The following is a 12,459-nucleotide window of genomic DNA, read 5'->3' on the forward strand; positions in this document are numbered from 1 at the left end:
TCGCTTCCCGCGCTCGACTTGCATGTATTAGGCACGCCGCCAGCGTTCGTCCTGAGCCAAGATCAAACTCTCCATAAAAGTGTTTGAATACTTTAGCTTTCAGAAGTCTACTTCTGACTTAAATGTTTAAGAAAAACGAGGTTGTTTTTCTTCTTTCGTACTGGTTGTTTTGTTCAGTTTTCAAAGAGCAATTTATTATTTCTTCGCCTTAAGCAGCGACTCTATTAATGTAACATAAAAGCAAGTTTGTTGTCAACAACTTTTTTTATGTTATGTCAGCTGAGCGCTTGCTCAAATCAGCAACGGAATTAACTTTACCATGCTAAAAATAGAAAGTCAACGATTATTTTAAAATTTATCTAAAGGAAACTTACAAACAATGATGCACAATCACAAAACTGCAAATTTCTTCATTGCACACACTATAAAAAACATTGATATACCAACGTTTTTTTATATTTCCACATGATACATTCAAAAAAGAAGCACATTTTTTAAAAGCATTTATTAATCTTAATTCGTATCTTCCTCAGCTTTCTTTACAGACACATTCTTTTTTAAAGAAAGATAAATAGGACATAATCTATTTAAAACTTTTCATTCTTAATATAAACAATCTGGATTGTACTTTATACTTCCAAAATAAAAAGGATAAGCAGCTCCTCGATTCTTCCATCATATTTAATAAATACAAATTTGTATGAATGAAGAAAGTATCACTTTATTCCATAGGTTATTATAAGTATAAATTTTTGTTACACTTTTCTCGCCTATCCATTATTCTTCATACTATTACCGAATTAGCCTCTCCCCTATTCAAGCGCTTTTTTAATATCTTCCACTAATTATAAACCTCTATCTTAATAACAAAAAATTTTGGTTAATACAGAATAGAAAGCCAAAATTACTTATACCACAATACCAGGAAAATTGCAGGATAAGTAATTGGTTGCTTCACAATTAACTACCTTCATTATCCCTCCTCTAATACCTTTACCTTGTACATTCTCTGAAACACTTCTGGATTTTTAGTAGCTACCAGTTTCATATCAATAATATCCTTCTCTTCCAAATAAGATATTATCGCATGTAAATCTAAAGTATAATGTTCAATATCTGGTAAAGCTTTAATAGAAGCATATGACCAATAATCATCTTTTTTACTTAATAAATTTAAAAGATGTGCCGAGGCAGTTTCAGCTTTATTCAACATAACAAAATCCATTGCAATCAACATTAATTCAATTCTCTTTTCTAAATCCTCCGTGCTGTCCATTAATTTTTCATATAATTTGTAGACTTCTAAGTCAATACTTTTCACCTGGTTCCAAACCGTTACTTCTGGATAATAACCTTGATCAATAACGGATAATCTAGCTAAATAATGAAGTGCATTTAAAATTTTGCTATAAGAATCCATTACCTCTTTTGCTTCATATAATGCTTTCCCCTCACTAAAGTTTTTTAGAAGTTTTCCAAAATCAATCATTTTTCTTAATGTACGCTTATCCTCTGGAAAAGATTGAAGTTCCTCTTTTAATTCTTTGACAAATTCATTCCTGTCATAAGCCTTTCTTCCATAAATAACCCATTCCGCTGCACGCCGATACCCACTTGTATCAATCCAATCCATCAGAAGGGATTTCGTTACTATATGCATTGCTACTATCTGATCATTTACTTCATAATGTTTCACAAACCAGTCGACTTCTTGGTTTTCTACAATAATCAATAAAATACTATCAAATTCGTCAGTGATCGGGTGATCAAATTGTGTTCTCTCCACAATAAGTATTCCCAATGTATTTGGATTGCTTGCATGTTCTTGATAAATCATTCTTTGAAAATTCTCCATGTTAACAGTTGCCTCCCTGTTTTCTCTCTAATAATCATTATTCGATATGTACTTTTAAAAACCCTTTTTTACTCTAACCAGAAAGTATACATTTTTATAATTTCCAGCCGTGAATCAAGTAATTGTATCCAAATCAGCTATTTCGACATGAGTAAAATTTAAGACTTCCGTATTTAAAGGCAGCCATTAAAAAACGAGCAAGCATTATATTGGGGGACAGAATGTATATATAGCCTCAGGTCTTAACCGTTTTAACGAAATAAGTGTAATCTAAACCGATCCTGCACATTATAGAGCTTACCTTGTCAAAATTTCTTTAATATTCATTCTTATAATATTCTATGATATACTAAATTTGTAACTTAAGGGGGATTTAAATGGCGAACCAAATAACTTATTCAAGTAAAATAAATAAAATACGCACCTTTGCCTTAATCCTTGTGTTTGCTGGTATCTTAATCATGTATGGCGGACTTATGCTTCGTAATATTCAGTGGTTAATGCTTAGTCTGTTTATATTAGGCATACTGATGATTGTACTGAGCTGTGTTGTATACATATGGATCGGCACCTTATCGTTGAGGGCAGTTCCTGTCGTTTGCCCAAACTGTGAGAAGCCTACAAAAATGTTAGGACGTGTAGATGCTTGCATGCATTGTAAAGAACCGCTGACACTGGATAAGAACTTAGAAGGTAAAGATTTTGATGAACGGTATAATCACCGGAAATTCCGTGAAGAAAACAAATAATAAAAAAGCACCATGCTGTTGAGAATTTTGAAAACCTCAAACATGGTGCTTTTTTATAGAAAACTAAAAATCGGACCCGCCTATTTACCAGCAAACCCGATTTCTTAACTCTCTATTGTTCATTTGCTGTCTGTTGCTCTTTGCAAGCATTACAAGTACCATAAACCTCCAGGCGATGATGGCTTACATCAAAACCAGTCACCTGTTCAGCTAGTGATTCTACTTCTTCTAATGAAGGATAGTGAAAATCAACAATCTTTCCACACTGATTGCAAATGATATGATAATGATCTGATGTATTACAATCAAATCTGCTCGAAGAATCTCCATACGTGAGCTCTCTTACTAGTCCAATATCTTTTAATACGCGTAAATTATTATAAACCGTCGCAACACTCATATTTGGAAATTTTCCCTCAAGTGCTTTATATATATCATCCGCAGTTGGATGAACCATTGAATTAAGCAAATACTCCAGCACGGCGTGTCGTTGTGGTGTAATCCGGACGCCTGACTTTTTCAAAGTATCAATTGCTTGCCGTAATTTATCTTCAGACACCCTAAACACCTCTCTTCCCAATTAATAAAATTATTAGATTATAATTCTTATAATTAGTTTATCGCCCTACGTACATAATGTCAATCAATTCAAACAAAGCGAGTGCGGTATTAGAAAAAGATCCTTCAAAAAAGTTAATTAAAAATACTTAGTCACCTAAAATCACAATATTCTCTACTACATCAATATTAACAAGGCTTTATACCGCAATTACTCGCTCTAACAAATCCACAAAGAAAACAGCAGCATACTAACAAGCTTTTTCCGTTACCTGATGATACCAATACGACGAACACTTCCTAAAGTGTCATTTTTATTAGCTTTTTAAATTTATCCTAAATTAAACATCCACATGGAGAGGCTTCTCTTCTCCCCCTAATTGCTGATTTACATACCTGGCAGCAACAAATAAATAATCTGATAACCGGTTTAAATAACCAAAAACATGCTTATTCTCCACTTCATCTTCTAACCCTATCGTTAAACGTTCTGCCCGCCTCGCTACCGTACGGGCATGATGAAGTGCGCTCGCTGCTCTGTGTCCAGATGGCAGGATAAAATTCTTTAACGGTTCAAGCGATTTATCCCATTCGTCAATCTGTTTTTCCATCTCATCAATATGTTTCTGTTCAAGCTTCCAATAAACTTCTTTATCCTTTGGCGTAGATAATTCCGCACCAACATGGAAAAGAATAGTCTGTACACGGTGTAGTTGATCGAGAAAAGCAGCCTTTTCATCCCAGTCTGTTTCTTCAATATAACTTGTTGCTAAGCCAATGCTTGAATTTACTTCATCACACGTTCCATACGCTTCTACCCGTAAATGATTTTTAGGTACACGCTGCCCGTAAACTAATGATGTTTGCCCTTTATCTCCAGACCTTGTATAAATTCGCATGCTGTTCCACCTCCATCCTTCTATTCTTTATTCACTTGATTTTCTTTTAAATAGTTTAAAGCATCTGCCACATGATCTTTTACCCGAACTTTACGATATTCTTGGATTAGCTTTCCTTCTTTATCCAAAATAAAAGTAGAACGCTCAATACCGTAATATTCTTTGCCAAAGTTTTTCTTCAGCTTCCATACTCCAAATTGATCAGCTACTTGATGATCTTCATCGGAAAGTAAAGTAAACGGCAGGTCGTGCTTGTCAATAAACTTTTGATGACGTGTTTCAGGGTCCGGACTTATACCAACTATTACTGCGTCCAGCTCCTTGAAGCTTTCATGGTGATCTCTGAAATCACATGCTTCTGTCGTGCATCCAGGTGTCATATCTTTTGGATAAAAATACAAAACAACATACTTTCCTTGAAAATCAGATAGACTTACTTGTTCTCCGTCCTGATTTGGTAATGTGAAATTATTAATTTTGGTTCCCAATTCAATTGGCATCTAACCCCTCCAGTTAATCCATTCATTATTCTCCCTTAAATATAGCATATCGCAGACGGAGATTCATTTATCATTGTCTCTACTACTAATTTGTACAACTTTTAATACAAACGCAGCTGGTAATATGTAACCAATCAATGCTTCTGAAATAGCAATCAGTCTACCAATACCAACCGGCGCTAAATCACCATAGCCAAGGGTCAGTAAAGTTACTCCGCTAAAATAAATAGAGTGAACAACAGATCCCCATATCGTTACTTCTCTCAGTTCCCCATGTTCCACTATGACGATCCCTTGAAATGATAAAATGAAGTAAATAAGCCCATAGCCCACCATTGTAATGCAATAAACAATCAACATGGCGATAAAAATCTCCAGAGAAAAATGCCCTTCCTTCATTTGTATACGGGAATGAATCGATTTATATTGAACAAAATCATAGATGCTTTTACCGATTAAAATAATAACCATGATAAAGAATATCCAGGGGATACCCATTTTTTTTGCTCCTTTCAAGATGCCTTTTCTTATACATATGCAGAAATCGTAACAGTTTGTACAAGTTTTCTATTCAATTTTTTGTTATATTAGTAACTGGGTAAAATCAAATAGAAAATAAACTTTACGTTTTACCTTTTAAATGAACTTGTAAAAGCATGTCAGATTCTTTACAAGTTGGGAAGAATGAGGAGGAAGCAAAATAATGAAATTCACAAATTCTGAGAAACTGCATCAAGAAGCTTTACAACATATTGTCGGCGGGGGAAATTCTCCTTCCCGCTCTTATAAAGCTGTTGGCGGAGGCTCTCCTGTCTATATGAAAAGAGGACAAGGAGCTTATTTCTGGGATGTAGATGATAATAAGTATATTGATTATTTAGCAGCATATGGCCCGATTATTACAGGTCACGCTCATCCGCATATTGCAAAAGCAATTGCTGAAGCAGCAACTACCGGAGTTCTTTACGGAACACCAACAGAATTGGAAAATACATTTGCGAAAATGTTAAAAGAAGCGATGCCTTCCCTGGAAAAGGTCCGCTTTAATAATTCAGGTACAGAGGCAGTAATGACCACCGTACGGGTAGCGCGCGCCTATACGAATCGCACAAAAGTAATCAAATTCGCGGGCTGCTATCATGGACATTTCGATGCTGTACTGGTCGAAGCAGGATCTGGACCTTCTACACTGGGTACACCGGATTCAGCAGGTGTCCCTGCCTCCAGTGCTGCGGAGGTCATTACTGTTCCATTTAATGATTTAGATGCCTTTAAAAAAGCGTTAGATCATTGGGAAGGTGAAATTGCAGCTGTACTCGTTGAACCGATTGTAGGTAACTTTGGAATTGTCGAGCCGTTCGAAGGATTTTTACAAGAAGTAAATGAACTTACTCACCGTGCCGGAGCACTGGTTATTTATGATGAGGTTATCACTGCATTCCGCTTCACCTACGGAAGTGCACAGCAGCTCTATAACATTGAACCTGATTTAACAGCGATGGGTAAAATTATTGGCGGCGGACTGCCAATCGGTGCTTACGGCGGACGTAAGGATATTATGGAACAGGTTGCTCCGCTTGGGCCGGCATATCAAGCAGGAACCATGTCCGGAAATCCCGCTTCAATGGCAGCCGGTATCGCCTGCTTAGAGGTATTAAAAGAAGACGGGGTTTATGAAGAATTAGAACGCCTTGGAAAACGTTTAGAAGAAGGTATTTTAGAAAAGGCGGAAGAGCATGGTATTCATCTTACCGTGAACCGGCTTCGTGGAGCTTTGACTGTTTACTTTGGTGTCGATAAAGTAACCAATTACAGTGAAGCAGATGCATCAGATGGAGAAGCCTTTGCAACATTCTTCCAGCTTATGCTGAACGAAGGAATTAACTTGGCTCCTTCAAAATATGAAGCTTGGTTCCTAACAACAGAGCACACAGATTCGGATATTGAAAATACCATTGATGCGGTTGGTCATGCATTTGCAAAAATGGCAGAAAATCAATAATTCAGTTGAAGCATACAAAAAGGCTTTTCCCGGGGATAATCCTCTCCGGGAAAAGCCTTTTATTCTGCTGATAAGCACTATTCCTCTAAATTCTGAATTTGATATAAATCATAATAATGGCCACGACGTTTCATTAATTCCTCATGTGAGCCTATCTCTACAATTTCTCCATTTTCCACAACAACGATACGGCTAGCATGAGTAATTGTTGCTAAGCGATGGGCAACAATAAATGTCGTCCGATCAGAAGCCAGTTTCTCCAGCGTTTCTTGAATAAGATGTTCACTTTCTAAATCCAATGCAGATGTTGCTTCATCAAAAATCAGCAATGGCGGATTTTTCAAGAATACACGCGCAATAGCAATCCGTTGCTTTTGACCGCCAGACAATTTCACACCACGTTCTCCAACCATTGTTTCGTAGCCCTCTGGCATTTCATCAATAAAACCGTGGGCGTTTGCTGCTTTTGCCGCTCGGATAACTTCCTCTTTTGTTGCTTCTGGTTTTCCCATGCGGATATTGGTTTCAATCGATTCAGAGAACAATATATTATCCTGAAGCACCATTCCAATGTTATCACGCAACGCCCGGGCCTGCATATCCCGCAAGTCCGTTCCATCAATTTCAATTGATCCTCCTGTAACATCGTAGAAGCGGGGAATTAAACTGATTAGTGTTGATTTTCCTCCTCCGCTCATTCCGACAAAGGCGATGGTTTCCCCTTTTTGAACATGAAGGTCAATATCCTTGAGTACGGGCTCTTCTTCCTCATCATATTGAAAAGAGACGTGGTTAAAGGATACTTTTCCTTTCAGCCTTCCTGGATCAACCGCATCTTTTTTGTCCGTAATATCATAACGCTCATTCATTAATTCAAATACACGGTCAATAGATGCAATTGATTGTACTAACGTCGTTGATGAGTTGATCAGTCTGCGCAATGGACTGTACACCCGCTCCATGTATCCAACGAAAGCTACCATTGTCCCAAGCGATGTATTGCCCATGATAACCTGGTATCCTGCAAAAGCAATAACGAGAAGCGGTGCCAAATCTGTAATTGTGTTTGTTACTGCAAAAGTTCTGGCGTTCCAATCGGTATGCTTCAAAGCCCGGTCCAGGAAATGGCGGTTTCTTTTATCAAACTGTTCATCTTCATAATCTTCCAATGCAAAACTTCTTGTCACCGGTACTCCTTGGATACGCTCATGTAAATGCCCTTGCACTTCTGCCAAAGCTTGCGATCTTTCCCGTGTTAATCGGCGTAATCGTCCAAAAAAGTATTTGACAGAAATACCGAATAACGGGAATAAGATAATCGATACGAAAGTAAGCGGCACATCCATGGTAAACATAATTATAATAGCAATTAGAATCGTTGTTACATCCAGCCAAATATTCATTAACCCTGTAATAACAAAATTTTTCGTTTGCTCTACATCATGAATTACTCGGGAAATAATCTCACCTGTTTTGGTTTGAGAATAAAATTTCAAACTTAACTTTTGCAAATGATCGAACAGCTTCCCTCTGATATCAAACAGAATTTTGTTTCCAACCCATTGTGCTAAGTATTGACGGATATACTCAACCGGCGGGCGGACAATTAAAAATACGACAAAAGAAATACCCATTATCCAAAATAACCGTGTTATTCTCTCAGATTGGGTTAGCTCTTCTACCGTGACAATATCATCGATAACATATTTTAAAATTAATGGCATCATTAATGGGATACCAAATTTAACAACACCGATGAGTAATGTCCATATAATTTTCCAGGTGTATGGTTTTACAAATTTTAGATACTGCCTGATACTGCTCATTTATCAACTTCCTCTACATAAAACGAAACTTCATTCAGTGGGAGTTTTTCGACGCACAACTCTTTACGATGGGACGAGTAACCGCAGTCCCAGGACGTCGTGAACTTAGTCTGCTTCCTTAATTCTCCCACTGAATGATTAGTTGAGTGATTCAGGGAGTTAGCCCTCGTTATCTCCCGCCTAAATAAATTTATTTTCGCTCTTTATTTTGAGGCGGGAGTTTTACGGGCGGTTCTCCGTGATAAAAAAGGTATTTCGTTTTAATATTCTTTTGAATGAAATATTAAAAGGGTATCCTTGTTGTATCATCCGTAACAAGGATACCCTTTTACCCATTCGAATTGCAATCAAATCGCTCAAACACCGTTTAGAAGTATTATTTTATCTTTATGCTTAATGGTATGTTAAATACATTTCGTACCAATCATCGACAAATCCCGGGGAAAACGGACCTTTTCCTTGCCGAATCCAATGAATTAATACCTCTAATTGCTGATAAAGAATACGATGAATTTCTTCTGGATACTTCATCAAAGCTTTATTTTCTTCATATTCGTCCTCATCAAGAAGGTTAAAAGTCATATCCGGAAAAACTTTTACATCTAAATCATAGTCAATGTATTTCAGTGAGTCAACTTCCTCATCATAAACAAATGGGGAACTGAGATTGCAATAATAGTAAATCCCGTCATCCCGAAGCATACCAATAATATTAAACCAATGTTTTGCGTCAAAATAACAAATGGCGGGCTCTCTCGTCATCCAGGAATGACCATCACTTTCAATGACCTTGGTCCGATCATTTGCTCCGATTATGACACTTTCCGTTCCTTTTAATACGACGCTATTTTTCCAGATTCTGTGAAGTTGTCCATTATGTTTATAACTTTGTATCATCATTTTTGAACCAGCGTTTGGAGAAACCATCCAAAATCTCCCTCTCCATTTTCAATACAGTGATTTATGAATTATATTTCATTATAAGCCTTCAGCGATAAAAGTTAAAGGATAAGTCCTTTTTAATTCCATAATGGAGTCTTCAATAATATGTAAAATTATTAAAAGGGTTTCCGTAATTGGAAACCCTTTTTGGGTAAAACAGATGTTATTGCTTGTTTTGTTGTGATTGTTGGTTTTGCTTTTTCACTTCTTGTGCATCTGTTTCTTGAGCAAACTCAGTACCATATTGTCCTTGAGCTGCTTGTTGGTTTTGCTTTCTTACTTCAGCTGCATTTGTTTTTGCAGGATTTTGTTGGTTTTGTTGATTTTGTTTTTTAGCCATCAATATCACCTCCGCAATAATTAATTTGTCCCGAAGCGCATTTCTTTATCCAAACTTTTTAAAGAAATATTTTTTAATAAGCAAGGATCCTCGAAATACAAAGCATTGCAGCGTTTTTTGGACGGCGTTAATTTTTAACAGGATTCATATTTATGTTCGAGATTCCGTACTATTTCATTACTCTTCTAAAAAAGGAATCATTTTTTGATGCGGAACTGGGAATGGATATTTTTTCAGTTCTTCTAAGGAAACAAATTCTAATCGACTATCTTGAACGGTTTCCTCATTCGTCGACGCTTTTCGTACATCTACATTCCAAATAATATGGGAAAAAACGTGTTTGATGGATGTGCAGGATTCATTTATCTCCATATCTAATCCATAGTTTTCCTGCAGCCAAGGCTGCCAATCTTTTTTAACAATATCATCTGCTGGAATCATTGGAAATTGCCATAGTCCTGCTAACAATCCAGAATCAGGTCTTTTCTCAATCACATATTTTCCTTTCTTATTTTGGATAAGCAGGGCGATATATTTTTTCTTTTGCTGCTTTTTGGCTTTCTTTTTCACAGGAAGTCTGTCTTGAATTCCTTCAACATAGGCCTGACAATGCTCCATCACAGGGCAGAACATACACATAGGCTGTTTTGGGGTACAAATGGTCGCTCCTAAATCCATAATAGCCTGGTTAAAGGAAGACGGATCTTCTTTTGAAATCATTTCTCCTACATAATGTTCAAATAGCTTTTTCGTGGAACTCTGGGCAATATCTTCTTCAATATATAATACGCGGGAAAAAACTCGCATTACATTACCGTCTACTGCTGGAATCGGCTGGTTATAAGCTATAGAAAGAATGGCTCCTTTTGTGTAAGGTCCAACTCCTTTTAAATCGCCGAGCTGCTTCGGGTCCTCAGGAATTTTTCCATCATATGTTTCCACAACTTCACGTACTGCTGTTTGTAAATTTCTTGCGCGGGAATAATAACCTAAACCTTCCCATTGTTTTAAAACATCTTGCTGGTCTGCTTCTGCCAATTCATATACAGTTGGATATTTCTCCATAAACCGATTAAAATAAGGGATAACCGTATCTACTTTGGTTTGCTGCAGCATAATTTCTGATACCCATACGCGATAAGCATCATTATTTTCACGCCAAGGAAGATCACGTTTATTTTCTTCGTACCACCTAAGTAAATCTTCTTGAAAAGCGGAAATATTTATATGTTCTAGCCTTTTATCATTCATGTTTTCACGTCCTATGTGTTAAAATAATATTGGAGTGCTTTGATGGAAGCAACTTAAGGAGGATAAGTAACTATGGATACTGGTACACATATAGTTATGGGTGTTGCGCTTGGCGGTTTAGCAACATTAGACCCTACTGTACAAAGTAATCCTACTCTATTTCATGCCGTATTGGTTGGAACAGTCGTTGGATCACACGCTCCTGATTTTGATACGATTTTTAAATTAAAAAGTAATGCAACGTATATAAGACAGCACCGTGGAGCATCTCATTCACTCCCCGCTATTCTTATGTGGAGTCTGCTTGTATCTGGAGCAATTTATTTATTCGTTCCAGAAGTAAGTTATTTGACTCTTTGGTTATGGACATTGTTAGCTGTGTCCATTCATGTATTTGTCGATTTATTTAATGCGTACGGCACGCAGGCTTTCCGGCCGTTCACAAAAAAATGGATTGCAAAAGGCTTTATTAATACGTTTGACCCGTACATTTTTTTCCTGAATGTTGCTGGTATCGTAGCATGGGCATTAGGAGCCCATCCTGGATACACATGGCTGATTATTTATACAGTCATTGTATTATATTACATCAAACGCTATATGGACAAAAGGGAAATCGTTCAAAAAATCAAAGAATATATGCCGGACACCGAAATTGTCGCTACGTCTCCTACCCTCAAACAAAATTACTGGCGTGTTGCTATTTCGACAAGTGACCGTTACTTTGTAGGCAGCGTAGAGAACCGGCATATTGAGATTGTTGATGAATTTTACCGCGTCCCCTTACCTGATACAGATGTAATAAAAGCCGCTAAAAACGATAAAAACATCTCTTCATTTCTTAATTTCTCTCCGATTTACCGCTGGGAAATCAATACAGATAAAGACGATGTTACAGAAGTTCGTTTTATTGACTTACGCTACCGCAGCAAAGGGTATTATCCATTTGTAGCTGTAGTGAAATTAGACAAAAACCTGGAAGTCATCACTTCCTATACAGGCTGGATTTTCTCAGAACAGAAACTTCAAAATAAATTGATTCCAAGTGACTCAGCCCCTTAGAATTTACGCAAAATTGGTTCAGGCTATGTCCACAATAATGTATAAACGTTTGGGACAGTAGTTCCTTAAATCAATGTAAAAAGCAACAACTCAGGTGAAATTGAATTCATCTGAGTTGTTTTCATTCAGCTTACTTTTTTTCCTAATAAGGAGATAGGCAATGCTTCTAAGTTTTCACTTTCTTTATCTAATAAATCAATCCGGTAACCCCATGCAAAAACTCCATTAATATAGGATATTCTGAATTTATACCCTGTTTCCATTTTAAGCTGATAAATCTCCTCTTTTTCAAAATCATCCGGGCTCATTGTATAGGCAAGGGCCACTTGCATTTTTCTTTCACAAATTTGTACTTCTGAAACATTTCCCAGCTGTTCAGCTTTTTGAGCTTGTTCTTTTAATTTCCCAATTTCTTGATGCAGCTGTTCTATGGAATAATCACTATAGCGAAATTTCATTCTTCTCCTCCTTACTG

13 protein-coding genes and 1 rRNA gene are annotated in these 12,459 nt (G+C 36.9%); 3 read left to right on the forward strand and 11 right to left on the reverse strand.

Going from position 1 to position 12,459, the window contains the following annotated elements:
• A 16S ribosomal RNA gene (locus BN986_RS22755) occupies positions 1-78 on the reverse strand; the annotation flags it as partial.
• 895 nt (positions 79-973) lie between these two features.
• Positions 974-1,855: a nucleotidyltransferase-like protein gene (locus tag BN986_RS22760; RefSeq protein ID WP_040984569.1), complete on the reverse strand. Its 882-nt coding sequence runs from the start codon at positions 1,853-1,855 to the stop codon at positions 974-976.
• A 377-nt stretch (positions 1,856-2,232) separates the two neighbouring features.
• On the opposite strand from BN986_RS22760, the gene BN986_RS22765 reads away from it, so the two are divergent.
• Complete coding sequence (locus BN986_RS22765; RefSeq protein ID WP_040984571.1) at positions 2,233-2,604, forward strand: YgzB family protein; 372 nt, start codon at positions 2,233-2,235, stop codon at positions 2,602-2,604.
• Between the two features lie 112 nt (positions 2,605-2,716).
• Here BN986_RS22765 and perR read toward each other — a convergent pair whose 3' ends face one another.
• The 4 genes from perR to BN986_RS22785 all read right to left on the reverse strand — a co-directional run bounded on the left by perR (position 2,717) and on the right by BN986_RS22785 (position 5,059).
• Positions 2,717-3,163, reverse strand: coding sequence for a peroxide-responsive transcriptional repressor PerR (gene perR / locus BN986_RS22770; protein WP_040984573.1), 447 nt, complete (start codon positions 3,161-3,163; stop codon positions 2,717-2,719).
• A gap of 340 nt (positions 3,164-3,503) precedes the next feature.
• Positions 3,504-4,061: a cob(I)yrinic acid a,c-diamide adenosyltransferase gene (locus tag BN986_RS22775; protein ID WP_040984574.1), complete on the reverse strand. Its 558-nt coding sequence runs from the start codon at positions 4,059-4,061 to the stop codon at positions 3,504-3,506.
• A gap of 20 nt (positions 4,062-4,081) precedes the next feature.
• Positions 4,082-4,561: a thioredoxin-dependent thiol peroxidase gene (gene bcp, locus BN986_RS22780; RefSeq protein WP_040984576.1), complete on the reverse strand. Its 480-nt coding sequence runs from the start codon at positions 4,559-4,561 to the stop codon at positions 4,082-4,084.
• A gap of 63 nt (positions 4,562-4,624) precedes the next feature.
• A complete protein-coding gene (locus BN986_RS22785) occupies positions 4,625-5,059 on the reverse strand; it encodes a potassium channel family protein (protein WP_052401100.1) in 435 nt (144 codons plus the stop codon).
• Positions 5,060-5,264: 205 nt separating this feature from the next.
• On the opposite strand from BN986_RS22785, the gene BN986_RS22790 reads away from it, so the two are divergent.
• Positions 5,265-6,563: a glutamate-1-semialdehyde 2,1-aminomutase gene (locus BN986_RS22790; RefSeq protein ID WP_040984578.1), complete on the forward strand. Its 1,299-nt coding sequence runs from the start codon at positions 5,265-5,267 to the stop codon at positions 6,561-6,563.
• 77 nt (positions 6,564-6,640) lie between these two features.
• Here the strand turns inward: BN986_RS22790 and BN986_RS22795 are convergent, their stop codons facing one another.
• The 4 genes from BN986_RS22795 to mutY form a co-directional block, all read right to left on the reverse strand.
• The gene (locus BN986_RS22795; RefSeq protein WP_040984580.1) at positions 6,641-8,389 is read right to left on the reverse strand and encodes an ABC transporter ATP-binding protein; all 1,749 of its coding nucleotides are present in this window, start codon (positions 8,387-8,389) and stop codon (positions 6,641-6,643) included.
• 393 nt (positions 8,390-8,782) lie between these two features.
• Positions 8,783-9,316 (reverse strand): nucleoside tri-diphosphate phosphatase, encoded by a 534-nt coding sequence (ntdP, locus tag BN986_RS22800; RefSeq protein WP_040984582.1) that lies wholly within the window; start codon positions 9,314-9,316, stop codon positions 8,783-8,785.
• Positions 9,317-9,494: 178 nt separating this feature from the next.
• Positions 9,495-9,671 carry a gamma-type small acid-soluble spore protein gene (locus tag BN986_RS22805; RefSeq protein ID WP_040984584.1) on the reverse strand — a complete coding sequence of 59 codons (177 nt, stop codon included), beginning with the start codon at positions 9,669-9,671 and terminating at the stop codon, positions 9,495-9,497.
• Positions 9,672-9,848: 177 nt separating this feature from the next.
• A complete protein-coding gene (mutY, locus tag BN986_RS22810) occupies positions 9,849-10,922 on the reverse strand; it encodes an A/G-specific adenine glycosylase (RefSeq protein WP_040984586.1) in 1,074 nt (357 codons plus the stop codon).
• A 72-nt stretch (positions 10,923-10,994) separates the two neighbouring features.
• Between mutY and BN986_RS22815 the strand changes: the two genes are divergently transcribed.
• Complete coding sequence (locus tag BN986_RS22815) at positions 10,995-11,984, forward strand: metal-dependent hydrolase (RefSeq protein ID WP_040984588.1); 990 nt, start codon at positions 10,995-10,997, stop codon at positions 11,982-11,984.
• A 125-nt stretch (positions 11,985-12,109) separates the two neighbouring features.
• Here BN986_RS22815 and BN986_RS22820 read toward each other — a convergent pair whose 3' ends face one another.
• Complete coding sequence (locus BN986_RS22820; protein WP_040984590.1) at positions 12,110-12,442, reverse strand: YfhH family protein; 333 nt, start codon at positions 12,440-12,442, stop codon at positions 12,110-12,112.
• Positions 12,443-12,459 lie beyond the last annotated feature (17 nt).

It is taken from the genome of Oceanobacillus jeddahensis (assembly GCF_000750635.1).
Classification (GTDB): domain Bacteria; phylum Bacillota; class Bacilli; order Bacillales; family Amphibacillaceae; genus Oceanobacillus; species Oceanobacillus jeddahense.